Raw genomic sequence first — 22,758 nt, 5'->3', positions numbered from 1 at the left:
TGACCAGGGGCTAGGGATAACGATGAAGAATCCGCTCTTTCATGAAAGCAATGTCATGCCCATGCTGAAGGCCCACGAGGCATTTCTCGATACCTACCTGCTGAAGGTGGCCACGACACAGGAAGAGAAGGAACGAGTTTATCGCCTCAGATACGATGTCTACTGTCAGGAGATCGGCTACCGCCCCGAGTCCTTCTGCCAGAAAAGCCTTGAACTGGATGCCCACGACCGACATTCGATTCACTGCTACCTGGAACATCGCTCATCGGGGCTGGCAGCAGGCTGTCTGCGCCTTGTTCTGCCCGACCCTGCTGCAAGTGACGGCGACCAGCTACTGCCTCTTCAGGAATATGGGGGCCGCAGCCTCAACCATTCGAGACTGCGGCCTTCGCTACTCCCCAAGAATGAAATCTGCGAGATATCGCGCTTCGCCATTGCGCGCGCCTTCAGGAACAAGGCGATCAACAACGAGACACTCCAGCCAGAGTCTCAACACCTCTTCTCCGATGAAGACAGGAAGACCTTTCCCTGGATCATCATTTCGCTTTTCCTGGCCGCCTACTCGCTGGTGGGGCTCACCGGCCGGCGACATGTCTTTGCAATGATGGAGTCACGGCTGCCAAGGCTACTGGCGATGTCGGGCTTCAATTTCCAGAGGGTGGGGGAACCCATCGAGATGCACGGCCAGAGAAGCGCCCACTATATCGACCACGCACAAGCCGAGAAGGAGATCCATGAAAACCTGATCCCCCTCTATCTCGGCATCAAGGACGAACTGGCGGGGCAGGTATCAGGCTTGACTTCAGCGACACCGCTGCGTGTCGAGAAGGCGTGAGTCACTTCCCCCGCAAGGGCCCGGATAGAGCCGCCCCTGCCACCCCAGCACCATGATCGCCAGCACGTTGCGATGCTCTCCCCTCTCCAGATCGGTGCTGCCGCCTGGCGAGGGAATCATGCCGCTGGCGGGGTCTACCGCTGCGACCAGCGCATCGCGAACCCGCCCGACCAGCGGGTGATCCTCACGCCTCGCCAGCAGGAAGCTCAGCGCCACCTCCGCCTGGATATCCTCGGTGGCTTCGCGCATGATCCGCTCGGCCTGCGCCTCGAATGATTCAAGCACCCAGGCATACGCCTCGGCATCCACTTCACGTTGGTAGTAACGGCTGGCGGCAATGACGAAATGTGTCAGCCCGTAGAGCCAGTTGCGGTACTCCGCGGTGGACAGGGTCTCCAGCGTGTCGGGTGGATAGCGCCGCCGGAAGGCGGCCTCCACCTCACGGCGCAGGTCCATCACCCCGAGCTGGTGGAGGAAGTGCGCCTGGTTGGCGACCTGGGCGGCATACACTCCCAGTACCTCGGGGTCGGTCAGGAACGCCGCCCAGGGCAGATCGCCGAGATATTCCAGTGCCTGTTCATGGCTGGGGATCTCGTCCAGCATGCCGTGGTAGTGGGCCTGCACCAGCCGGAACAGAAGGCCCTTGGCATAGGCGATCTCCCCCCACTCGGTAAACATCTCGGCCCGGGCCCGCTGCTTCTCGGTGCGCCGCGGGTAGCCCTCGATACTCTGCCGGGAGAGCCGTTCGACCTGCCCCGGCATGGCCAACTCGGCGATCTCGACCTCGAGGCGCTCCCTCAGATGCGCCATGTATTCGCGATTGGCCGGCAGGTAGCGCGTATCGCCGGTCACCCGGTAGAGGCGCTGGGCGTAGTGGCGGCGCTTGCCGGTGGAGAGCTCGGGCAGCACCGCCTCATAGGTAGCCCGGATTCGCTCGGCCGCCAGCCGGTGAGGTTCGGCCGGGCCGACCTCGGTAGGCTGCACGCTGCAGGCGGAGAGCGACAACGCCAGCGCACACAGGGCAATCCATGACAGCAGCCGCAGGTGGCAGCAAGGCCGGCTCATGAGCGGTTCTTCCTGCGCCGTGACTGCTCGGGGCGGATCATGCGCACCCGAACCTTGGGCCGTGGCGGCTCGGCTGGCGTTGGTGGCGGCGTCACCTCCTCATCGACCGGTGGAGAGGCCTCGGACGATGACGGGATCACCACCCACGCGAAGGTAGGCAGCGCCAGATGCCAGTGGATGGCGGCCAGGCGCAGGCCGAGGGTAGTGATCAGCGACAGGGCAATGGCCAGAGGGCCGGGGGCTCCCAGGGCATCCAGGCCGACATAGACGATGCCGCCGGCGATGGCCGCGGTGGCGTAGATCTCCTCACGCAGCACCATGGGCACACGGCGCGCCAGCATATCGCGCACCATGCCGCCGGCCACGCCGGTCATCATCCCCATCAGTACAGCGACCAGGCCGGACGTGCCGAGCTGGAGCGCCTTGTGCGCCCCGATCACCACGAACAGCGCCAGCCCGAAGGCGTCGGCCACCGGCAGGAAGCCCCGCGACAGGCGATGGATGTAGTGGAACCCCAGGATGGCCAGCCCCACCGTCACCAGGATGACCCACAGGTAGGTCGGGTCGGTGACCCAGAATACCGGCCCCACGCCGAGTACCATGTCGCGCAGGGTACCGCCGCCGATCCCGGTCACCGCGGCCAGCACCAGCATGCCGAAGGGATCCATGCGCGTTCGGCAGGCGAGCACCACCCCGGACAGCGCGAAGATGATCACCCCCGCCATGTCCAACCAGTAGATCAGAGCGTTCAATGTCGTGTTCCTCCCGCCAACCGGCTTCGAATGGCCGCACAGCATAGACCAATTCGCGCTGCGCGGAAGAGGGTCAGTACCTGCCTGTGCCGAACCGAGCCAGTTGCATCTCGCGCAGGCGGCTCAAGGTACGCCGGAAGGGAAAGGCCAGGTGGCCATGGGGGTAGAGCTGCTCCATGGCCACCTCGGCCTCCACATACAGCGGCGTGCGCCTGTCGTAACACTCATCCACCAACGCGATGAAGCGTCTCACGCCGTCATCGCGCCGCGACAGCGGCGGCAGCTCGCGATCCCCCGCCTCGACCCGGCTGACCCCATCCTCGGTGCCCCGGGCGATGCCTCCCGCCAGGCGGGTATCGCTCAGGCAGGGCACCCCCTCCAGCAGGATATGCTCGAAACGGTCGACCAGCTCGATGAAATCCAGCGCCGCCAGGGGCTGCTCGCAGAGCTCCGTATAGCCGCACCACACCACCGAGTCGCTGCGCGCACGCACCACAATGTCACGATGGCCCAGCACGATGGGCGTCGCCACGCTCTCCTGGCCCTCGCTCAGCGCATCGAAGAGCCCCGACAGGGCACCCGACTGACCGGGTACGGCGACCCAGTAGCGCTGTCGGGCCCGTCCGGGATGCAGGCGATGATCCTGGCCGCCGTCGAGCTCGACCTCGTGCATATGTCGCTCGATGGACTCGATAGCCGGCAGGAAGCGTTCGCGGTTGAAACCGTCGGCATATAGCTGACGAGGCGCCTGGTTGGAAGTGCAGACCAGTGCCACACCCTGGTCGAAGAGCGCCGTCAGCAGGCGGCCGAGCAGCATGGCATCGGCAATGTCGCTGACGAACAGCTCGTCGAGGCAGAGAACCCGGACCTCGGCGGCCAGCTCGCGAGCCAGGGCCAGCAAGGGATCAGGCGTGCCGCCGAGCTGGAACTGGCGACGATGCACCCAGCGCATGAAGTGGTGGAAGTGCTGACGGCGGGCGGGCACGCGCAGGCCATGATAAAAGGCATCCATCAGCCAGGTCTTGCCGCGTCCCACCGGCCCCCACAGATAGACGCCGGTGGCCTGGGCGGCCGGCGCCGCGCCGTGCAAGGCGTCGAAGCAGGCCTCGAGGGCCTCGGCGGCACACCGCTGGGACTCGTCGGCGACGAACCCCTGGTGAACCAGGGCCTCGCGGTAGGCGGCCAGGGGCGAGGACAGCACGGGCTGGTGGCTGACCTCTTCATCGTTGCCCTGGCGTGTCACGCCCCCTCCAGCTGGAAGGGATAGACGCTGCCGATACCGAGCAGCTGGCTCAGCTCATCCAGAGCCGTCAACGACTCCCTGGCCAGCGCCGGGTCGGCAAGATCTTCCGGGCTGAGACGGTCGCGGTAATGGCGCTCCACCCATGCCACAAGCTCCGCATAGAGGGCATCGTCGAGCAGTACCCGGCCGGAGAGCGCGGTGCGCTCCTCGGCGGAAAGCACCACCCGCAGGCGCAGGCAGGCGGGCCCGCCGCCGTTGCGCATGCTCTGCTTGACGTCCTTCACCACCACCTCGCCGATGGGATTGGCCCCGGCCAGCAGGTGGTCCTGCAGGGTGCGCCAAACCGCCTCGTTCTCCTGGCACTCCCCGGGCACCACCAGGGTCATGCTGCCGTCCGGGTTGCTGAGCAGCTGGGAGTTGAAGAGGTAGGAGGAGACCGCATCCGCCAGGCTCACCGCCTCGGCGGGGATGCGCACCGGGATCAGCGGCGCGTTCATGCGCTGGCGTAGAGCCTCCAGGGTACCCGCCTCGTCGAGGAAGGCCATCTCGTGGTAGAGCAGCACCGGGCCGTTGCCCACGCTGATCACGTCGTTGTGGAAGACCCCGGCGTCGATGGCCTCGGGGTGCTGCTGGGCGAACACCACCTGCGACTCGGCAAGGCCGTGCTGGCGGGCCACCGCCTGGCTCGCCTCCAGGGTCTGGCGCGCAGGGAAGCGTCGCGGCGCCGGGCGCTCCTCGGTGCCCCAGCCGAAGGCCTCCCGGCCGTAAACGTAGAGGTGTACCCCAGGCTCGCCGTGGTCGCCGGCCAGGCGGGTATGGTTGGCCGCGCCCTCGTCGGAGAACGCCGGGGTGGCGGGCAGCGCCGGATGGTGGGCGAAGCGAGCCGGGTCGCGGAAGATCGCCGCAAGCACCCGCCCGGTGGCGGCGGGCTCCAGGAAACGGTGAAAGCTCGACTGCAGGTTGGCCGGGGTGAAGTGCACCCGACCATCCGGGGCATCCAGGCTCGGCGTCACCGTGGCGGCGTTGGCGGTCCACATGCTGGAGGCGGAGCACACCGCGCGCAGGACCTGCGGCGCATCGCCGGCGGCCCGCGCCAGCACCCGCTCGTCGCTGCCGGTGAAGCCCAGGGCGCGCAGGGCGCCGAGGTCCGGGCGCTGCTGGGGCGGCAGCACCCCCTGGGCGTAGCCGGCGTCCATCAGCGACTTCATCTTGGCCAGCCCCTGCAGGGCGGCCTCGCGGGGGTTGGCCTCGAGGCCGCCGTGGCGCATGGAGGCGACGTTACCCAGCGCCAAACCGGCGTAGTTGTGGGTCGGCCCCACCAGGCCGTCGAAGTTGACCTCGCGGACATCGCCGCCGGCGTGCTGGCTCACAGGCTCACCCCCGGCGGCAGCTGATCGGGCAGGTGCAGCTCCTCGCTCTCCATGGAGGCCACCGGGTAGGCGCAGTAATCCGCCGCATAATAGGCACTGGGGCGATGGTTGCCGCTCTCGCCCACCCCACCGAAGGGGGCATCACCGGAGGCGCCGGTGGTCTGGCGGTTCCAGTTGACGATGCCGGCGCGGATGCGCAGCAGGAAGTCGTCCCAGTCGGCGCGTTCACCGCCGATCAGCCCCGCGGAGAGGCCGTAGCGGGTGTCATTGGCGAGCGCGATCGCCTCGTCCCAGTGGCGGTAGCGATACACCTTGAGCAGCGGGCCGAAGTGCTCCTCGTCGGGCACCGCAAGGCCGGTGACATCGATCAGCGCCGGGCTGAGCAGGCTGGTGGCCGCCTCGAGGCGCTCCATGCGCGCGAGCACCGTGCCGCCCTGGGCCTCCAGCGCCGCCTGGGCCTCGAGCAGGCCGTCGGCGGCGGCCACGCTCACCAGGCCGCCGTAAAAGGGGGCCGGCTCGGCGAAGGGCGCGGCCACCCGCAGCCGCGAGATGGCGTCCGCCAGGGCGTCGAGCAGGTGATCCCCCACCTGGCCCTCGGGGACAATCAGGCGGCGCGCGCAGGTGCAGCGCTGGCCGCCGGAGAGGAAGGCGGACTGCAGGATGGTCAGCACCGCGGCGTCCTGGTCGGGCACGTCCTTGATCACCAGCGGGTTGTTGCCGCCGAGCTCCAGGGCCAGGATCTTGCCGGGCTGGCCGGCGAACTGGCGATGCAGGATGCCACCCACCTTGGCGCTGCCGGTAAACAGCAGGCCATCGATGCCGGGATTCGCAGCCAGCGCCTGGCCGGTCTCGGCCCCGCCCTGTACCAGGTTGATCACGCCGGCCGGCAGGCCCGCCTCCTGCCAGCACTGCAGGGTCAGGTCGGCAGTGAGCGGCGACTGCTCGCTGGGCTTGAATACCACGCTGTTGCCGGCCAGCAGCGCCGGCACCATATGGCCGTTGGGCAGATGGCCGGGGAAGTTGTAGGGGCCGAATACCGCCATCACGCCGTGGGGACGATGGCGCAGCACGGCGCGCGCCTCGCCCAGGTCGCGCTCGCGCTCGCCGGTGCGCTCCCGGTAGGCGCGCAGCGAGAGTGCCACCTTGCCGATCATGGCGCCCACCTCGGTGCGTGCCTCCCATAGCGGCTTGCCTGTCTCGTGGGCGATGGCGGCGGCGAGGTCCTCGCGATGTCCCTCAAGCACCTCGCGGAAGCGCTCCACCAGTGCCTGGCGCTCGGCGAATGGTGTCTTCGCCCAGGCGGGGAACGCCTCGCGGGCCGCGGCCACCGCGGCGGTGACGTCCTCGGCGTCGGCGCCAGTCCCCTGCCACAGTCGCTCGCCGGAAACGCCGTCATGCTTGGCGAAGCGTTCGCCGGCGCCGTCGCGCCAGTGCCCGCCGATCAGCAGGGAGTGTGTCGGCTTCATCAGGCTTCCTCCTCGGTATCCAGGATGCGCAGGGTGGCGCCCGCCTCGACCTCCAGGCGCGCCGCCTCCGGGGGGCTCAGGCGCAGGCAACCCTCGGTATCGGGGCCGCGCCCCACCCAGGCGGCGCGAAAGTGCGCCATCTCGGTGGTGGCGGCCAGCCAACGCGGGCGCTCGCCTGCCTCGCCAAGCGCGGGATCGACGGTGACGGTGGCGCGTCGCGACAGGCGCACGCCACGCACGTCGTCGACATAGGCCTCCACGGTGGGCCCGCCGTCGAAGATGTCGATGTAGCCCTCCCAGCGCAGCCCCTCCTTCTTGAGCATGGCCAGGGCTGGTCGGGTCTGTTCGTGCACCTGGCCGATGCAGGCTCTCGCCGTCTCGGAGAGGAAGGGAGTATAGATGGGAAACTTGGGCATCAGTTCGCCGATGAAGCTCTTCTGGCCCAGCCCGGTCAGGCGGTCGGCCTCATCGAAGTCCAGCGGGAAGAAGTGGCTGCCCAGGCATTGCCAGAAGGGGCTCTTGCCCTCACCGTTGAACACCCCGCGCATCTCCGCCAGCACCTTGTCGGGGAAGCGGTCACGAAACTCGGCCATGAACAGCCAGCGCACCATGGAGAGCAGCGCGCCGTTGCGCTGGTGGCGGCGATCGCCGCCGCGGTAGGCCGGGCGCAGGAACAGTGAGGCCACTTCGGCGTCGCCGGTATGGTCCGAGCACAGGAAGAGGGTGTCGATGGTGCGATGCAGGTCGAGCTGCACCGAGGAGTGGGCCAGGGTCCCCAGGCGGTAGTGATAGAAGGGCACCTCGCGCCCTACCTCGCCCTCGATGGCACAACAGCCGGCCAGGTGGCCGCTGGCCTCGTCCTCGAGCACGAAAAAATAGTTGCGCAGCCCCGGCGGAGTGCGCTCGAGGAAGGCCTCCTCGGTAGCGGTGATCTTGGCGGCCAGGAAGTCGCGATTGTCGGGCAGCGAGGTAAAGCCCACACCGGTTTCCCGGGCCAGGGCCTGCAGCTCCTCGAGGTCGCCCTCGGCGATGGGTCGGATACGCATCACAGCTCCCCCTCGTCATAGCCCGGGTCATATGCCTCGGCGCTCTCACCGTCTCCACCGGGCAGGGCCAGCGGCGCGGCCAGCACCGCCCTGCCCTCCTCCACGCCGAGCACCTCGGCATGCTCTTCCGACAGCATCAGCTGGCCGGTGGGCGACAGCGCATAGCGCGCCACCACACAGCGGAAGTCGGCCAGGCGCTGGTTGGCGACCATGGCCGGTTCGGCATCGGGCAAGGCGTGGGACGGACGGATGCGCACCGGATGCCAGGCCGCGCGGCGGAAGCTCTGCAGCCGCTCGCGCTCGGCCTTGATCACCGGGCCGGCGTCGAAGATGTCGACGTGGCGCGAACGCTGGAAGCCCTCGGCCAGCATCTCCGCCAGGGCCTCCTCGTGGTCCGGGTGCTCGCGACCGATGGCGGCCCGCGCCTGGGGAGTGAGCAGCGGCAGGTAGAGCGGGAACTGCGGCATCACCTCGGCGATGAAACTCTTCGAGCGTACGCCGGCCAGGTAGTTGATCTCCTCGAAGTCGCGCACGAAGAAGTGGCGCCCCACGCTGTTCCAGAATGGCGACTCGCCGGCCTCGTCCAGGAAACCGGGGAAGGCCAACGCCAGCACCGCGGCGAAGCGCTCGGGGTACTGGGCGATCAGCATCAGTCGCGCCCGGCGCAGCAGGCTCTCGGCGCTGGTGCCGCGATAGCGCGGTGCCAGGGAGTAGGCGCACAGCAGGCTCGCCTCGGAGACCTCGTGGGAGAGCGCCAGGGTCTGCACCTCGCGGCGCACGTTGAGCTGCTGGGAGGCGTGGATCAGCGTCTCCTGGCGATAGGTGTAGTAGGCGTCCAGAGCCCCGGCCTGGGCACGCACCGTGGCGGTACCCGCCACCTCACCACGGGCCAGATCCTCGAGCACGAAGGTGTAGTGCTCATCCCCGGGACACTCTACCGCCGCGGAGAAGGCCTGACGTGAACGGGCGATGCGCTCCTCGAGGCGGTCACGATGGGCCGGCAGGTTGGTGAGCCGCGGCACGGCCTCCCCCGCGAGCCGCTCCAGGGCGGGCAGGTCGGCCGGCGCGATGGGTCGCACGACGAGCATGGCGGCGTCGCCCCTGCCGTTCATGACGCGGCGACCAGGCGTGCCACGGCGCGCTCCAGGCGCGCCATGCCTTCGGCGATATCGGCCTCGGGAATCACCAGCGAGGGCGCCATGCGCAGCACGTTGGGACCGGCGATCAGCGCCATCAGGCCCTCCTCGATGGCCAGCGGCAGGATGTCCTTGGCGCGGTCGCGCCAGGCCTCGCTCATCTCGGCGCCGACCAGCAGGCCCATGCCGCGGATCTCCTTGAACACCCCGTGGCGGGCATTGATCGCCTCCAGGTGCTCGCGGAAGAGGTCGTGACGGCGCTGGACACCCTCCAGCACCTCGGGGGTGTCGATGTACTCCACCGCCGCCAGGGCCACCGCCGAGGCCAGCGGGTTGCCGCCGTAGGTGGAGCCGTGGGTGCCCATGGTGAAGGCCGGGGCGACGCGGTCGGTGGTCAGCATGGCGCCCACCGGGAAACCGCCGCCCAGCGCCTTGGCGCTGGTCAGGATATCCGGGATCACGCCGAGCTGCTGGTAGGCGTAGAGCGAGCCGGTGCGGCCCACGCCGGTCTGCACCTCGTCGAAGATCAGCAGGGCGTCGTGGGCGTCGCACAGGTCACGCAGCCCCTGCAGGAACTCACGCTGGCCGGGCAGCACGCCGCCCTCGCCCTGCATCGGCTCCACCATCACCGCACAGGTGTCGTCGTTGATCAGGTCGCGCACGCTGTCGAGGTTGTTGTACTCGCCGTGGACGATGCCACCGGGCACCGGACCGAAGCCCTGGGCGTACTTGGGCTGGCCGCCCACGCTGACGGTGAAGAAGGTACGCCCATGGAACGCCTGGCCGAAGGAGACGATGCGGTGCTTGTGCTCGCCGTCCTGGTCGAAGGCCCAGCGCCGCGCCAGCTTGAGCGCCGCCTCGTTGGCCTCGCCGCCGGACGAGCACAGGAATACCTTGTCGGCGAAGGTGCGTTCCACCAGGGCCCGGGCCAGGGCCAGCGCCGGTTCGTTGGTATAGACGTTGGAGAGGTGCCAGACCCGCTCGGCCTGCTCCTTCAGGGCATCGACCAGCACCGGGTGGCAGTGACCCAGGCCGTTGACGGCGATGCCGCCGGCGAAGTCGATATATTCTCGGCCCTGCTGGTCCCACAGGCGGCTGCCCTCGCCGCGCACCGGAATGACCTGCTGGGGGGCGTAGTTCGGCACCATGTAGCGATCGAAGTCGGCGCGGGTCGGGGTCTGGCTCATGACATCCTCCTGTGAAGTCGGGAAGGCGCATCCGGGATGCGCCAGCCTTCGAGTATAGGGAGGCAAGCGGCATGACGCTTTCACCGATGGGACGGCAACTTGTGAAAAAGCCCCCCCGCTTCGGCCGGCTGCGCTAGTCTGGAATCGTTCCCCCGCAAGGAGCCAGGCATGTTCAACACTACCGGCTGGAATCGCCGCCGCTACAGCCTCTACGCACCGATCTATGACGCCGTGGCCGAGCGGGGCTTCCGGCGCGCGCGGCGCGCCTCCCTCAGCCAGGTACTCTGGCACCCCGGCATGCGCGTGCTTCTGGTGGGCGCCGGCACCGGGCTCGACCTCCCCTTTTTGCCCAGAGATATCGAGCTGCACGCCACCGACCTGTCGCCGGCCATGGTGCGGCGCCTGGAACACCGCGCCGAAGCGCTTGGCATGGACGTGCAGGCGGAGGTGATGGATGCCGAGCAGCTGGCGTATCCCGACGACCACTTCGACGTCGTGGTGATGCACCTGATCCTGGCGGTGATGCCCGACCCCGCCCGCGGCCTTGCCGAGGCGCACCGGGTGCTCGCCCCCGAGGGCCAGCTCTGCGTGATGGACAAGTTCCAGCCCGATGACCACCCGGCCGGCATGGGGCGCCGAGCCTTGAACGCCCTGACCTCGGCCATCGCTACCGATATCACCCGCCAGGCTCGTCCGCTGCTCGAAACCGGCGGCTTCGTCATCGAGCAGGACACCCCGGTGATGATGGGCTCGCTGTTCCGGGCACTGCTGGCCAGGCCAGCCTGATCAGCCGAGTCGCTCCTCTCGGGGTGTCACGCCGAAGTGATTGCGATAGGCGGTGGAGAAGTGTGCCGCCGAAGAGAAGCCGGTGAGCAGGGCGATCTCGCCGGCCGGCTGCTCGCTCTCACGCAGCAGCCGCCGGGCACGCTGCAGGCGCAGGCCCATGTAGTAGCGGCTGGGCACCGCCCGAAGGTGCTTCTTGAAAAGTCGCTCCAGCTGGCGCCGGGAGACCCCCAGGTGCTCGGCCAACTCATGGGTCGTCAGCGGCTCCTCGATGTTGGCCTCCATCAGTGCCACGGCATCGACCAAGCTCTGGGGGGCACCGGCCAGCGGCGAATCCGGCTGGGGCTCGTCGGCCATGCGCACCCGCTCCAGCACGAAGTGGGCCGAGACTCGCTCGGCAAGCTCGCTGCCGTGATGGCTGGCGATCAGGGTCATCATCATGTCCATGGCCGCGGTGCCACCACCGCAGGTCAGGCGGTCGCGATCGATCTCGAAGAGCTGGCGGGAGAGGCGGATCCCCGGGTGGGCGCCGGCCACCGCCTCGAAGCGCGGCCAGGGCACCGTGGCGCGGTAGCCGTCGAGCAAGCCCGCGTTGGCCAGCAGCTCGGCGCCGCCACCGACTCCCGCCAGGCTTCGTCCCTGGGCGACCAGCCGGCGCAGCCAGGCAACCAGCGCCGCCTTCGGCGGCTCACCCCAGGGTGCGCACACCAGCAGCAGGTCGAAGGCGTCGTCATCGGCAATCGCACGGTCGGGGTTGAGCACCTGAGAGGAGCCGCTGGGGACCGGACGACCGTCCAGCCCCAAGGTGACCAGCGAATAGAGGGGGGTACCGGCCAGGCGATTGGCCACCGCCAGCGGCTCGGTGGCGCAGGCCTCGGCCAGCAGCGAAAACCCCGGCAGCACCACCACACCGACCCGACGCCGGACAGGTGCGGTGCTGGTGGTTGTTACGTCGGGCATGCGGGGCTCTCGGAACGACAGGGTCGCCCATTGTAGCCAAAGCCTCTGCCCGAGACAGCCTCCAAGGCCGCTTCGGCAAGGCTATCGCCCCACCCCTAGAGGCCGGTCAGCAGCATGAAGCCCACCAAGGCAACCGCTACCACGACAACAAGCGGCAGAACCCAAGGCAGGCCACGGGATGGCTCCCGGGCCTCGGGCTGTGTCTCGTCGGGCTCGGGATGCTCATAGTCCTCGGGCTGGCTGACTTCCTTGAGGTGCTGAAGCTCCTCTTCGGGGGTCTGGCTCTCGCGGGTATCCATGGCGCCCTCCGGGTCTGCGGGAAAACCGGCAGGACGCAGTGGACGCCCTGCCCTTACAGGGTTACGACATCGAATTCCGCCACGGGATCCACGTCGGCATCGTAGTCGACATCATCCCGCTCGAAGCCGAACAGCTTCAGGAACTCGTGCTTGTACCCAGCATAGTCGGTGATCTCGAAGAGGTTCTCGGTGGTCACCCTTGGCCACAGCTCCTTGCAGGCCTGCTGGACATCGTCACGCAGCTCCCAGTCGTCCAGGCGCAGACGGCCGGACTCGTCGGTATCGGCGCCGCCCTGCCCTTCACCAAGATACAGCCGCTCGCCGAACAGGCGGTTGAGCTGGTCGATGGTGCCTTCGTGCAGCCCCTTCTCCTTCATCACCTTGTAGACCATGGCGATGTAGAGCGGCATCACCGGGATGGCCGCACTGGCCTGGGTCACCACCGACTTGAGCACCGCCACATTGGCGCCACCGCCGGTGGCCGAGAGGCGCTTGTCGATCTCGCCGGCGGCGCGATCCAGGTCCTCCTTGGCCTTGCCCAGGGCGCCGTGCCAGTAGATCGGCCAGGTAATCTCGGTGCCGATGTAGCTGAAGGCCACGCTGCGGGCGCCAGGCGCCAGCACGCCGGCGCGGTCCAGGGCGTCGATCCACAACTCCCAGTCCTCGCCGCCCATCACCGCACGGGTATCCTCGATCTCCTGCTCGGTGGCGGGCTCCACCTCGGCCTCGATGATAGTGTCCTTGTTGGTATCGATGGCGGTGGCACGGTAGGTCTCGCCGATCGGCTTGAGGCTGGAACGCTTGAGCTCGCCGGAGTCCGGCAGCTTGCGCACCGGCGAGGCCAGCGAGTAGACCACCAGGTCGACCTGGCCCAGGTCCTGCTGGATCAGCTCGATGGCCTTCTCGCGAGCCTCGTGGGAGAAGGCGTCACCGTTGATCGACTTGCTGTAGAGGCCTTCCTGCTTGGCGAAGCGGTCGAAGGCGGCACTATTATACCAGCCGGCGGTGCCGGGCTTCTTCTCGCTCCCCGGCTTCTCGAAGAATACCCCCAGGGTGTCGGCGCCGTAGCCGAAGGCCGCGGTGATGCGCGCCGCCAGGCCGTAGCCGCTGGAGGCGCCGATCACCAGCACCTTCTTCGGCCCGTTCGTCTTGTCGAGACCGCGGGCGCGGGTCGCCTCGATCTGCTCGAGCACGTTCTTCTCGCAGCCGACGGGGTGGGTGGTGGTGCAGATGAAACCGCGTACCTTGGGCTTGATGATCACGTCAGACCTCGCTGTTGGTATCGTGAGCGGACGCTGCCGCCCTGTCATGGAGTGGTAATCGAGCTATTCTAGCGGTCACGTCCGCCGCTGTCCGCCCTTGAGCCCGGCCGGCGCCTGGGGCAGGATGCCAGCCTGACGGCGGTTACCCTAGCGAAGATACCCGGGAGCGAACGATGGATGCCCAGACCCTGGTCGACGAACGCGGCGAACTGTGGCTGGCGCTGGCGCCGCTGTGGCTGGAGCGCGAACCGGGCGAGCGCGACTACGCCCAGATGCTCGAAGTCATCGAGCGCCACACGCTCACGGTAAACGAGCTGGAGTGGGTGTTCCGCATCGAGCTGGCGCCGGTATTGGCTCGCTACCAGATGTCGATGGTCGGCGAATGGCGGTCGTTCGACGACTACAAGCTGATGAAGCAGCTGGTGGCCCACAACCTGCGCCTCAAGGGCTGGCGGCGCAAGAGCTGGGCGCTGTTCTCGGGGCTGACCACGATGATGACCCGGCATCGCTGGAACGAACTGATCGGCCGCCTGATGGTGGAGCGCGGCGAGACACCCCCATGATGACCCGACTCACGCAACATCAGGCTGGAACGAGCTGATCGGACGCCACTCCCCTCAAGCCTCATCCAGCGCCAGCTCCAGCGCGATGCGAAGTTCGTCCTCGCCGTCGCGCGGCGAGAAGCGACGGATTACCCGGCCATCGCGCCCCACCAGGAACTTGGTGAAGTTCCACTTGACCAGGCCGGTGCCCAGCAAACCGGGTGCTTCACGCTTGAGCTCGACGAACAGCGGATGGGCGTCGCTGCCGTTGACCCTCACCTTCTCCATCAGCGGAAAACTGACCTGGTAGTCCCGGGCGCTCAGGGCGCAGAACTCCTGAGCAGACTCCGGCGACTGGCGACCGAACTGGTTGCAGGGAAAGCCGATCACCATAAAGCCACGATGGCGGTAGCGACGATAGAGGCGCTCGAGTTCGCGCAGCTGGGGGGTGAAGCCGCAGCGGCTGGCGACGTTGACGATAAGCAGCACCTGGCCACGCAGCGCGCCGAAGTTGAAGGACTCGCCCTGGGCGGTGCGACATTGATGGTCGTGGATAGACATGCGCGGGCCTTGATGGTCGATGACCTTCACGATGCCACGCCACCCGCGGCGGCGCTACCCCGTGACGCCCTGCCTGGCCAGCCGGCGGCGGACCTCGGCGACGCGGCGGGAGAGGACCCGGCGCCGGGTGCGACGCTCCGCCGGCCCCAGACGAGCATAGCGCAGCCGCTCGAGCTGGTGGGCGCAGTCACGCAGCGCCGGTCCGGCGGCACCGGTGGAGTCGGCCAGGCGACGCAGGTGGGCGGCCGGCGACTCGCCGTCGTGGGGCGGCATACCGCGCTGCGCAAGCCAGGCCTGCAGCCGGCGGATTCGCAGCGCCTCGTCGCGTCCCTCCCGATGGCGGCGCCAGGCGAGGCCCAGGCCAGCTGCGACTCCACCCAGCGCCCCGAGGGCCAGTGCCAGGCCCACCAGCCACGCCAGGAGGCCGCGCCCGGGAAGCAGGCCCAGCAGGGCGCCCCACAAGGCGTGCAGTTCCTCGACCACCCGGACCAGGAAGGCGCTGCGCGATTCGTCGCGATAGCCGATCACCCCGCGCTGCCAGCGATACTCCAGACGCTCCCAGTCCAGACGCAGTCGATTGACCCACCCCAGCTCGCGCATGCGCAGCGGCGAGAAGGGGGAGTCGGCCAGGAAGGCGTCGCCACCGTCCTCCACCGCCTCGGCCCCCTGTTCGATGCGCTCCGGGGCGATGGCGGCGGTGGGGTCGAGGCGCTGCCAGGCACCGTCCAGCCACACCTCCACCCAGGCGTGGGCATCGTAGTCACGCACCGTGAAGTGGCCGTCGGGATGGCGCTCGCCGCCCAGGAAGCCGGCAACGATACGTGCCGGCAGCCCCACCGACCGGGCCAGCACCGCCATGGCCGAGGCGTAGTGGGTGCAGTAGCCGGCACGGCTCTCGAACAGGAACTCGTCGACCCGGTCGCGGGAGGTCAGCCGCGGCGGCGACAGGGTATAGCGGAATGGCGCCTCGCCGAAGCGTGCCATGAGTGCCGCCAGGAAGGCGCGAGGCTCGCCCTCGGCCTCGCGCCACAGCCGCTCGGCCAGCGCGCGACTGCGCGGGTTCGTATCGTCCGGCAGCCGGGTGTGCCAACGCTCCCCCAGGGGCTCGGGCCAGCTCGGCGCCAGGCCACTGCTCGACAGGCGCAGCAGGCTGCGCGAGGCGAGCGGCACGAGTCCCTCCACGGTGCCATCGGCCAGCCAGCGCAGGCGCTCGTCGCTTTCCAGCGGCGTCCCCAGCGCGGGGCGCCAGGGGCGGCTGTCGGGCTCCAGCAGCAGTTCTGCCGTGAAGCGTGGCTCGGCGTCGTCCGGCCAGGGCGAGCGGGGCCCCTCGGCCACCAGGTCGCGCAGCTCCCGCCCCAGGCCGGCGGCGAGACGCTCCGGCGAGACCCGGCGCCAGCGCTCGCCATCGAACTCGGAGAGGGTATAGACCCGCCAGTAGCGCTCATCGGAGGCCGGTTCGGCGCCCTCGAAGCGCACCCGGAAGGCGCGCCGGTCACTGCGCGACAGCTCGGCGATGTCCCCCGGGGCGATCTCGTCGCTCAGCCCGGTGGCGGCTCGCTCGGCCTGGGGCAGGTTCCACAACGGCCCGATCCGCGGGAAGACCAGGAACAGCAGCACCATCAGCGGCGCCGCCAGCCCCAGCAGCCAGGCGCTCTCGCGCCATGCCTGGCGGGCACTGGTGGCGCCGGCCAGCCATACCAGCGAGTGCATCAGCCAGGCCACCGCCAGCAGGGCCCCGGCGGCCATGGGAATGCCCTGGTCGTGAAGGAAGGCCACGGTAGTGGCGACCATACCGATCAGCACCACCACCCGGGCATCGCGGCGGTTATGGGTCTCGAGCAACTTGAGCAGGTAGACCCCGAGCAGCAGGCCGATCATCGACTCCATGCGCCCCAGGGTGCCGTAGTGCAACCACAGGCCGCCGGTCAGCGCCGCTACGCCGGCCAGGCGCAGCACGACCCCGGCCCGGGGCAGGCGACGGCGCAGCTGCAGGTAGCGGTAGCCGGCCACCAGGGCGGCGAGACCGGCCAGCCAGGCCGGCATGAAGGCCAGGTGCAGGGCCAGCACCAGGCACTGGCCGACGAACAGCCGACGCAGCATGGCCGCACTCAGGGCGCGGCCGTCGGCCAGTACCGCCGGCGGTGCCACATGCCGGCTCAACGCACACCTCCCGGCGTGCCAGCGGGGCGAAAGCGCGCCAGCGCCGTCAGCGCCTGACGGCGCTGGGCGGCTCCCTCGCCCTGGGCCAGGGTCACGCCCGGCAGGCGCAGCCCGTAGCGATCGCCGGCCTGGTGGTGGGCCAGCACCCGCGCGCAGAGGATCGACAGGCGCGTCTCCGGGGCACCGCGACAGGCATCGTAGTCCAGCCACAGCTGCTGGCGAGGCGGTACGCTGAAGGCCTTGGCCGCCAGCACGCCGGTGCGGCTCCACTGCTTCCAGGCCAGTCGTGCCGGACTGTCGCCGGGCTCGGCCCGCCGCAGGCCCGCGAAGTCGGTGGCCTCGAGTCCCGCCCCGGCCTGGCGGTGCTCGGGAATCTCGTCGGCCAGCGGCCGGGGATAGACCAGCAGCGTCTCGTCACTCGCCAGCCAGGCTACGGCGCGCACCAGGCCCAGCGGCCAGGCGCTCTCCAGGCGCAACAGCGGCAGCGGATGCTCGCCGCGCGCGCCGGCCGGCAAGGCCAGGTCCGCCTCGCCGTGCCCCTCGGGCAGCGAGACCGAGGCGGACGCCTCAGGGGCGTGGACCTCGATGGCGTGGCGTGCACGCCCGCCATCCAGCATCACTCCCAGGCGCGCCTCGCCCCCGGCAAAGGTCTCGGCGGGCAGGCGCAGGCTGGCACGCACGCCGAGCAGGTTGCGCCAGGTTCGCAGCAGGGCCACCGCCGCCACCGCAAACAGCCAGAAGGAGAGCCCGTAGGCGAGGCTGTTCTGGTAGTTGATGCCGAACAGCAGCAGGAGCAGGACCAGCACCGCCCAGCCCAGGCCGAAGCGGGTGGGCAGCAGGAACAGCCGGCGCTGGGGCAGCGGCGTACCGGGCGCGATCGCCGCCCGCCGCCACCAGCGCTGGCGAGACGCCCGGGACAGCACGGCTAGCCCATCACCGGCACGCGGGCCAGCAGGTGGCGGGCCAGCGCCTCGCCCTCCTCGCGCCGGCCGCTGCTCAGGCGATGCCCCACCACCGGTACCCACACCGCCTGGACGTCCTCGGGCAGCACGTGGTCGCGTCCCTCGAGGAGCGCCCAGCCGCGGGCCGCCTGGAGCAGCGCCAGGGCACCCCGGGTGGAGAGTCCCCAGGCAAGCTCCGGGTGCTCGCGGCTGGCGGTGACCAGCGCCTGCACATAGTCGAGCAGCGCCTCGGCCACATGGATGGAGCCCAGCCGCGCCTGCCAGGCGCGCAGCCGTTCGGCATCGAGCAGCGCCGGCAGCTCGGCCAGGCGCTCGCGGCCTGCGCGGCCGCGCAGGATCTCGCGTTCGGCGCGGGCGTCGGGGTAACCCAGCGAGAGGCGCATCAGGAAACGGTCGAGCTGGGACTCCGGCAGCGCAAAGGTACCGGCCTGCTCCTGGGGGTTCTGGGTGGCGATGACGAAGAAGGGGTCAGGCAGCGAGCGGGTCTCGCCTTCCACGGTCACCCGCCCCTCCTCCATCGCCTCGAGCAGCGCACTCTGGGTCTTGGGGGTGGCGCGGTTGATCTCGTCGGCCAGTACCACGCCATGGAAGATCGGCCCGGGATGGAAGGTGAAGCGCGCCTCGCGCGGATCGAACACCGAGACACCCAGTACATCGGCGGGCAGCAGGTCGCTGGTGAACTGCAGCCGCTGCATGTCCAGGCCGGTGACCCGCGACAGCGACTGGGCCAGGGTGGTCTTGCCCAGCCCCGGCAGGTCCTCGATCAGCAGGTGGCCACGGCTCAGCAGGCAGCAGAGCGCCAGGCGCACCTCCCGGGACTTGCCCAGCACCACTCCCTCGAGGGCCGCCAGCACGGCGTCCAGTTCGTTGAGGCTGGCCGGCCGATTCATGACGCCGCCCCCAGCAATCCGGCGTCACGCAGCACCTCCACCGCCTGGCGGGTGTCCGGGGTTACCTCCGCCAGCGCCAGCGCCTCGGCAGGCGGCAGCCAGAACGCCTCGGCCACCTCCTCGGCCTGGAGCGTCAGCGGCCCGTCATGCTCGACCCGATAGAGGCTGCCGAAGATATGGTTGCCGCCCCGGGCATGCACGAAGCCACCTGCCGGCACCAACGTCGCGCCGCGGATGCCCAGCTCCTCCTCGAGCTCGCGGCGGGCCGCCAGGTGAACCGCCTCGCCGGCCCCCACCACACCGCCGGCGGCCAGGTCGAGCCCACCGGGGAAGACCTCCTTGGTCAGGGTGCGGCGCTGCACGCAGAGCTCACCACGGGCGTTGACCACCACCACGTAGGTGGCACGGTGCCAGAAGCGGAAGCGGCGCATCTCGGACCGCCAGGCGCTGCCACAGGGGCGATTGCGGGCGTCCACCAGCTGGATACGCTCGCGGGCGACATGCGGCGTTGGCAAGTGCGGATCTTCGAACATGGGCGTCTCCCCGAGAAATGCCCCAAGCCTAACCAGTCGGTGACGTGGCGTCACGTTGACCGTGGGCGTCGCGACTTCCATGCTCAGTCAAGGCCGCCGATGCGGAGACCCGCCATGCCCGATTATGCACCCCGTCACCGCCTGGCCACCCATGAGGTGGCCAACCAGCCGCTCCCGGCCGGCGACCGCGACCTGCTCGCCGAGGACCTTCCGCTGCGCGAGGCCCTGGCCCGGGAGGCCCCGGCGTGGGTCGCCGAACGGCTCGCCGCGCTGGGCCGCGAGACCGGCAGCGAGGGCGTCCAGGCGCTGGGTGAGGCGGCCAACCGCCATCCACCGGAGCTGCGCCTCTTCGACCGCCACGGCCGGCGCCTGGACGAGGTGAACTACCACCCTGCCTATCACCAGCTGATGCGCCTGGCCATGGAGGGCGGCTGGCACGCCGTGGCCTGGCATGAGGAGGGGCACGGCGGCCACCAGGCCCATGTCGCCGCTCTCTACCTGCTGACCCAGGCCGAACCGGGCTTCTGCTGCCCGGTGACCATGACCCACGCCGCGATGCCGGTACTGCGTCACTCCCCCCATGTGGAGACCCACTGGGCGCCCGGCCTGCTGGCCAGCCACTATGACCCGCGGGCACTGCCGGCGGCGCACAAGCGGGGGCTCACCTTCGGCATGGCCATGACCGAGAAACAGGGCGGCAGCGATGTGCGTAGCAATTCCACGCGAGCCGACCCACTCGCCGCCACGCAAACCGCCCCCCTCGCCACGACGCGGGCGGAGGCGACCGACGACGGCTGGCGACTGACCGGCCACAAGTGGTTCTGCAGCGCCCCCATGTCCGACGCCTTCCTGACCCTGGCGCAGACCGAGGCGGGGCTGGGGTGTTTCCTGGTGCCGCGCTTCACCCCCGATGGCGAGCGCAACGCCATCGAACTGCAGCGACTCAAGGAGAAGTGCGGCAACCGCGCCAACGCCTCGGCGGAGATCGAGTACCGCGGCGCCTGGGCCGAGCCCATCGGTCCGCCCGACCGTGGCATCGCCACCCTCCTCGAGATGGTGCAGCAGACGCGTCTGGATGCCGCCAGCGCCCCGGTGGGCATGATGCGCCAGGCCCTCGGCGAGGCGTGGCGCCACGTGCAGGCGCGCCATGCCTTCGGCCGGCCACTCGCCGAGCAGCCGCTGATGCGTGCGGTGATCGCCGACCTGGCGCTGGAGGTGGAGGCCGGGGTGGTCCTCTCGCTGCGCGCGGCACGCGCCTTCGACGGCGCGGCCCGCGGTGACGCGGCCGAACGCGCCCTGGCCCGGCTGCTGCCGGCGCTGGCCAAGTACTGGCACAACAAGCGCGGGCCGGGCTTCATGGCCGAGGCCATGGAGTGCCTGGGGGGCATCGGCTATGTGGAGGAGCCGCCACTGGCACGCCTCTACCGCGAGGCGCCGGTCAACTCGATCTGGGAGGGCTCGGGCAACGTGATCTGCCTGGATGTGCTGCGGGTACTGGCCCGCCATCCCGAGGCACTGGAGGCGCTATGGCAGGAGCTGGCGCCGGCGCGGGGACAGGTCCGGGAACTGGATGACGCCCTGGGTGGCCTGGAGCACCTGCTGGAGGCGCCTCCGCAGGAACTCGAGCCTCGGGCGCGCTGGCTCACCCAGCGGCTGGCCCAGTGCCTGCAGGGAGCGCTGCTGCTGCGCCATGCACCGAATGCGATCGGCGAGACCTTCTGCCGGGCACGGCTGGGTAGCGAGGCGGGCCCCGCCTACGGCGTGCTGCCCAGCGGCTCACCCGTGGCGGAGGTACTGAAACGCATCGCGTCCTGAGTGGCCCCCAGCTCCAGGATATCCCCGGCTGGCATCGGTCGAGCGAGCCCGAAGCCCTGGACATGGGTGCAGCCGAAGCGGTCGAGCAGCGCCAGCACTCCCGGGTCCTCGACCCCCTCGGCCACCACTCGGATACCGAGTCTGCGACCCAACAGTGCCACCGCCTCGACGATGGCGGCATCCTGGGACTCTTCATGCAGGTGACGGACGAAGCTGCGGTCGACCTTGAGCTCGCTGATCGGCAGCAGCTGCAGCCGCGACAGCGACGAGAAGCCGACGCCGAAGTCGTCCACCGAGACCTCCAGCCCACCCAGGCAGAGGCGTGCCGCCACCTCGCTGCCCAGCAGGTCATCGTGCATTGCGGCGGTCTCGGTCACCTCCAGCACCAGCGGCGGGTCACCGGGTCGCCGGTGCCGGGTCAGCGCCAGCAGGTCGGGGCACATCAGGTCATCGGGAGTCACGTTGACCGATAGCGACGGCATGACGCCCTGTCGATGCCAGATCGCCGCATCACTCAGGGCCATCTCCAGCACGTGGCGCGTCAGTCGCTTGCCCTGCTCCGGTGAGAGCAGGGGCAGGAAGCCCGCGGGACCAATCAGGCCCAGCTCGGGATGCGCCCAGCGCACCAGCGCCTCCACGCCACTCAGGCGCCCGGAGGAGAGCTCGAACTGGGGCTGGTAGTGGAGGGTCAGCTCCTGGCGCAGTAGCGCCAGCTCAAGCTCCTCACTGGAGAATACCGGGTCGCCAGTCACCTCGGCGGGCGGTTCGCGTCCCACCCGCAGGCTGCCCAGGCAGCGGCGCAGGTCGGCCAGGCGCATGGGCTTGTCGAGGCAGCCCAGCATATGCAAGCCCAGGGTCTGCCCCACACGCTCGGCGATGCGCGCTATCTTGCGCTCCACGCCGGAGAGCAGCAGCACCCACCCCCGGTAGCCGGTCGCCGCCAGGCGGCGCAGCAGCGCGATGCCATCCTCGCTGCCCACCTCCAGACCCATGACCACCAGCTGCGGGGGACGCCTGACCACCTCATCCAGCAGGTGCGCGGAGTGGCGATAGTAGCGGCTCTCCAGGCCCAGTACCTCCAGCTGCAGGGAGAGCACCGCGGCCACCTCCATGTCCGCTTCCAGCACCAGGGCAAGAGCCTGGGACGCTTGTGACGTCTCGTTCATCGGCAGGATCTGCGCAGCGAATTCATCACTGAGCCTACCACTCCCCCAGGCCCCTCACACACGCCCCGACGATCCTTCGTCAACGCTGGCACCTGCCGGTCAGACGATCAGCGGGCCACTGATCACCCGTGCCGCCAACGCCAGCAGCAGCACCCCGGTGGCGCGGTTGATCCAGTGGGCGTGAGCCTGCAGCCAGGGCAGTACCCGGGAGTGAGAGAGCCCAAGGGCCACCAGCACATACCAGCCGGCGTCGATCAGCATGGCAGTGAGCACGATCAGCACCTGTGCCATCAGGCTCATGCCGGGCGTGACGAACTGGCTGAGAAGGGCAATGAAGAACAGGATCAGCTTGGGGTTACCCAGAGCCACCAGCACACCGTCGCGGGCCGCCTGACGCCGTGTGGTGGGCACTCCCACCGCCTCCAGCGGGCCGGCACGCCCGGCACGCAGCGCCCTGATGCCCAGCCAGGCCAGATAGGCGGCGCCGACCCAGGAGATGGCGTTAAACAGCATGGGCTGGCGAACGATCAGCGCCCCCAGCCCCCACACGGTCAGCAGCGCATAGAAGCCGACACCCAGGGCGTGGGAGAGCCCCGCCACGACACCCGGGACACGCCCGCCACCCAGGGTGTGGCGCAGCACCATGGCCAGGCTGGGGCCCGGCGACATGGCGCCCATGGCACACACCGCTGCCAGGGAGAGCCACAGGGAAAGGGGCATGTCGG

The 22,758-nt window shown here is 69.5% G+C and carries 22 protein-coding genes; 4 read left to right on the top strand and 18 right to left on the bottom strand.

Going from position 1 to position 22,758, the window contains the following annotated elements:
• Positions 1–22 precede the first annotated feature (22 nt).
• Entirely contained in the window at positions 23–835 is an 813-nt protein-coding gene (locus tag GRB96_RS03745; protein ID WP_161430638.1) for a PEP-CTERM/exosortase system-associated acyltransferase, read from the top strand.
• Here GRB96_RS03745 and GRB96_RS03740 read toward each other — a convergent pair.
• The 8 genes from GRB96_RS03740 to GRB96_RS03705 form a co-directional block, all read right to left on the bottom strand.
• Positions 803–1,900 carry a DUF3541 domain-containing protein gene (locus tag GRB96_RS03740; protein ID WP_161430636.1) on the bottom strand — a complete coding sequence of 366 codons (1,098 nt, stop codon included), beginning with the start codon at positions 1,898–1,900 and terminating at the stop codon, positions 803–805. The genes GRB96_RS03745 and GRB96_RS03740 overlap by 33 nt on opposite strands.
• Complete coding sequence (locus tag GRB96_RS03735) at positions 1,897–2,652, bottom strand: trimeric intracellular cation channel family protein (protein ID WP_161430634.1); 756 nt, start codon at positions 2,650–2,652, stop codon at positions 1,897–1,899. The genes GRB96_RS03740 and GRB96_RS03735 overlap by 4 nt, the downstream gene beginning before the upstream one ends.
• A gap of 73 nt (positions 2,653–2,725) precedes the next feature.
• On the bottom strand, positions 2,726–3,895 hold the full coding sequence (gene zapE / locus GRB96_RS03730; protein WP_338074002.1) for a cell division protein ZapE: 1,170 nt from the start codon (positions 3,893–3,895) through the stop codon (positions 2,726–2,728).
• Entirely contained in the window at positions 3,892–5,265 is a 1,374-nt protein-coding gene (gene astB, locus GRB96_RS03725) for an N-succinylarginine dihydrolase (RefSeq protein WP_161430632.1), read from the bottom strand. The genes zapE and astB overlap by 4 nt, the downstream gene beginning before the upstream one ends.
• The gene (astD, locus tag GRB96_RS03720) at positions 5,262–6,731 is read right to left on the bottom strand and encodes a succinylglutamate-semialdehyde dehydrogenase (RefSeq protein ID WP_161430631.1); all 1,470 of its coding nucleotides are present in this window, start codon (positions 6,729–6,731) and stop codon (positions 5,262–5,264) included. The genes astB and astD overlap by 4 nt, the downstream gene beginning before the upstream one ends.
• On the bottom strand, positions 6,731–7,777 hold the full coding sequence (gene astA, locus GRB96_RS03715; protein ID WP_161430629.1) for an arginine N-succinyltransferase: 1,047 nt from the start codon (positions 7,775–7,777) through the stop codon (positions 6,731–6,733). The genes astD and astA overlap by 1 nt, the downstream gene beginning before the upstream one ends.
• The gene (locus GRB96_RS03710) at positions 7,777–8,865 is read right to left on the bottom strand and encodes an arginine N-succinyltransferase (protein WP_161430627.1); all 1,089 of its coding nucleotides are present in this window, start codon (positions 8,863–8,865) and stop codon (positions 7,777–7,779) included. Before GRB96_RS03710 ends, astA begins: the two co-directional genes overlap by 1 nt.
• 20 nt (positions 8,866–8,885) lie before the next feature.
• Positions 8,886–10,100 (bottom strand): aspartate aminotransferase family protein, encoded by a 1,215-nt coding sequence (locus GRB96_RS03705; protein WP_161430625.1) that lies wholly within the window; start codon positions 10,098–10,100, stop codon positions 8,886–8,888.
• Positions 10,101–10,268: 168 nt separating this feature from the next.
• Here GRB96_RS03705 and GRB96_RS03700 point away from each other — a divergent pair, with 168 nt between their 5' ends.
• Positions 10,269–10,886 carry a class I SAM-dependent methyltransferase gene (locus GRB96_RS03700; RefSeq protein WP_161430623.1) on the top strand — a complete coding sequence of 206 codons (618 nt, stop codon included), beginning with the start codon at positions 10,269–10,271 and terminating at the stop codon, positions 10,884–10,886.
• On the opposite strand, the gene GRB96_RS03695 is transcribed toward GRB96_RS03700, so the two are convergent.
• The 3 genes from GRB96_RS03695 to fabV all read right to left on the bottom strand — a co-directional run bounded on the left by GRB96_RS03695 (position 10,887) and on the right by fabV (position 13,404).
• Complete coding sequence (locus GRB96_RS03695; protein ID WP_205743481.1) at positions 10,887–11,843, bottom strand: GlxA family transcriptional regulator; 957 nt, start codon at positions 11,841–11,843, stop codon at positions 10,887–10,889.
• A gap of 95 nt (positions 11,844–11,938) precedes the next feature.
• A complete protein-coding gene (locus tag GRB96_RS03690) occupies positions 11,939–12,142 on the bottom strand; it encodes a hypothetical protein (RefSeq protein WP_161430621.1) in 204 nt (67 codons plus the stop codon).
• Between the two features lie 53 nt (positions 12,143–12,195).
• A complete protein-coding gene (fabV, locus tag GRB96_RS03685; protein ID WP_161430619.1) occupies positions 12,196–13,404 on the bottom strand; it encodes an enoyl-ACP reductase FabV in 1,209 nt (402 codons plus the stop codon).
• A 173-nt stretch (positions 13,405–13,577) separates the two neighbouring features.
• Here fabV and GRB96_RS03680 point away from each other — a divergent pair, with 173 nt between their 5' ends.
• Positions 13,578–13,967: a DUF7079 family protein gene (locus GRB96_RS03680; RefSeq protein ID WP_161430617.1), complete on the top strand. Its 390-nt coding sequence runs from the start codon at positions 13,578–13,580 to the stop codon at positions 13,965–13,967.
• Between the two features lie 54 nt (positions 13,968–14,021).
• On the opposite strand, the gene GRB96_RS03675 is transcribed toward GRB96_RS03680, so the two are convergent.
• From GRB96_RS03675 to GRB96_RS03655, 5 genes are read right to left on the bottom strand one after another with little or no spacing between them, the layout of a single operon-like run.
• The gene (locus GRB96_RS03675) at positions 14,022–14,507 is read right to left on the bottom strand and encodes a glutathione peroxidase (protein WP_161430615.1); all 486 of its coding nucleotides are present in this window, start codon (positions 14,505–14,507) and stop codon (positions 14,022–14,024) included.
• A gap of 54 nt (positions 14,508–14,561) precedes the next feature.
• Complete coding sequence (locus tag GRB96_RS03670; RefSeq protein ID WP_161430614.1) at positions 14,562–16,667, bottom strand: transglutaminase TgpA family protein; 2,106 nt, start codon at positions 16,665–16,667, stop codon at positions 14,562–14,564.
• A complete protein-coding gene (locus GRB96_RS03665; RefSeq protein ID WP_161430612.1) occupies positions 16,664–17,590 on the bottom strand; it encodes a DUF58 domain-containing protein in 927 nt (308 codons plus the stop codon). The genes GRB96_RS03670 and GRB96_RS03665 overlap by 4 nt, the downstream gene beginning before the upstream one ends.
• A 2-nt stretch (positions 17,591–17,592) precedes the next feature.
• Positions 17,593–18,519 carry an AAA family ATPase gene (locus tag GRB96_RS03660; protein ID WP_161430611.1) on the bottom strand — a complete coding sequence of 309 codons (927 nt, stop codon included), beginning with the start codon at positions 18,517–18,519 and terminating at the stop codon, positions 17,593–17,595.
• Positions 18,516–19,052, bottom strand: a complete 537-nt coding sequence (locus GRB96_RS03655) for an NUDIX hydrolase (protein WP_161430609.1) — start codon at positions 19,050–19,052, stop codon at positions 18,516–18,518. The genes GRB96_RS03660 and GRB96_RS03655 overlap by 4 nt, the downstream gene beginning before the upstream one ends.
• A gap of 114 nt (positions 19,053–19,166) precedes the next feature.
• Between GRB96_RS03655 and GRB96_RS03650 the strand changes: the two genes are divergently transcribed.
• Positions 19,167–20,867: an acyl-CoA dehydrogenase family protein gene (locus GRB96_RS03650; protein ID WP_161430607.1), complete on the top strand. Its 1,701-nt coding sequence runs from the start codon at positions 19,167–19,169 to the stop codon at positions 20,865–20,867.
• On the opposite strand, the gene GRB96_RS03645 is transcribed toward GRB96_RS03650, so the two are convergent.
• Both GRB96_RS03645 and GRB96_RS03640 read right to left on the bottom strand, forming a co-directional pair.
• Positions 20,807–22,033, bottom strand: a complete 1,227-nt coding sequence (locus tag GRB96_RS03645) for an EAL domain-containing response regulator (protein ID WP_161430605.1) — start codon at positions 22,031–22,033, stop codon at positions 20,807–20,809. The genes GRB96_RS03650 and GRB96_RS03645 overlap by 61 nt on opposite strands.
• 99 nt (positions 22,034–22,132) lie before the next feature.
• The gene (locus GRB96_RS03640; RefSeq protein WP_161430603.1) at positions 22,133–22,753 is read right to left on the bottom strand and encodes a LysE family translocator; all 621 of its coding nucleotides are present in this window, start codon (positions 22,751–22,753) and stop codon (positions 22,133–22,135) included.
• Positions 22,754–22,758: the final 5 nt, after the last annotated feature.

Source organism: Halomonas alimentaria (assembly GCF_009902005.1).
GTDB lineage: Bacteria > Pseudomonadota > Gammaproteobacteria > Pseudomonadales > Halomonadaceae > Halomonas > Halomonas alimentaria.
This window is presented reverse-complemented; position numbering and strand designations above follow the sequence as displayed.

Excerpts from the sequence above, each read along its gene's own strand:
- GRB96_RS03700 (WP_161430623.1), top strand. The coding sequence starts at position 10,269 with ATGTTCAACACTACCGGCTGGAATCGCCGCCGCTACAGCCTCTACGCA.
- GRB96_RS03660 (WP_161430611.1), bottom strand. The coding sequence starts at position 18,519 with ATGAATCGGCCGGCCAGCCTCAACGAACTGGACGCCGTGCTGGCGGCC.
- GRB96_RS03745 (WP_161430638.1), top strand. The coding sequence starts at position 23 with ATGAAGAATCCGCTCTTTCATGAAAGCAATGTCATGCCCATGCTGAAG.
- GRB96_RS03710 (WP_161430627.1), bottom strand. The coding sequence starts at position 8,865 with ATGCTCGTCGTGCGACCCATCGCGCCGGCCGACCTGCCCGCCCTGGAG.
- GRB96_RS03655 (WP_161430609.1), bottom strand. The coding sequence starts at position 19,052 with ATGTTCGAAGATCCGCACTTGCCAACGCCGCATGTCGCCCGCGAGCGT.
- GRB96_RS03680 (WP_161430617.1), top strand. The coding sequence starts at position 13,578 with ATGGATGCCCAGACCCTGGTCGACGAACGCGGCGAACTGTGGCTGGCG.
- GRB96_RS03695 (WP_205743481.1), bottom strand. The coding sequence starts at position 11,843 with ATGCCCGACGTAACAACCACCAGCACCGCACCTGTCCGGCGTCGGGTC.
- GRB96_RS03690 (WP_161430621.1), bottom strand. The coding sequence starts at position 12,142 with ATGGATACCCGCGAGAGCCAGACCCCCGAAGAGGAGCTTCAGCACCTC.
- GRB96_RS03650 (WP_161430607.1), top strand. The coding sequence starts at position 19,167 with ATGCCCGATTATGCACCCCGTCACCGCCTGGCCACCCATGAGGTGGCC.
- GRB96_RS03645 (WP_161430605.1), bottom strand. The coding sequence starts at position 22,033 with ATGAACGAGACGTCACAAGCGTCCCAGGCTCTTGCCCTGGTGCTGGAA.
- GRB96_RS03675 (WP_161430615.1), bottom strand. The coding sequence starts at position 14,507 with ATGTCTATCCACGACCATCAATGTCGCACCGCCCAGGGCGAGTCCTTC.
- GRB96_RS03740 (WP_161430636.1), bottom strand. The coding sequence starts at position 1,900 with ATGAGCCGGCCTTGCTGCCACCTGCGGCTGCTGTCATGGATTGCCCTG.
- astD (WP_161430631.1), bottom strand. The coding sequence starts at position 6,731 with ATGAAGCCGACACACTCCCTGCTGATCGGCGGGCACTGGCGCGACGGC.
- astA (WP_161430629.1), bottom strand. The coding sequence starts at position 7,777 with ATGCGTATCCGACCCATCGCCGAGGGCGACCTCGAGGAGCTGCAGGCC.
- GRB96_RS03640 (WP_161430603.1), bottom strand. The coding sequence starts at position 22,753 with ATGCCCCTTTCCCTGTGGCTCTCCCTGGCAGCGGTGTGTGCCATGGGC.
- GRB96_RS03705 (WP_161430625.1), bottom strand. The coding sequence starts at position 10,100 with ATGAGCCAGACCCCGACCCGCGCCGACTTCGATCGCTACATGGTGCCG.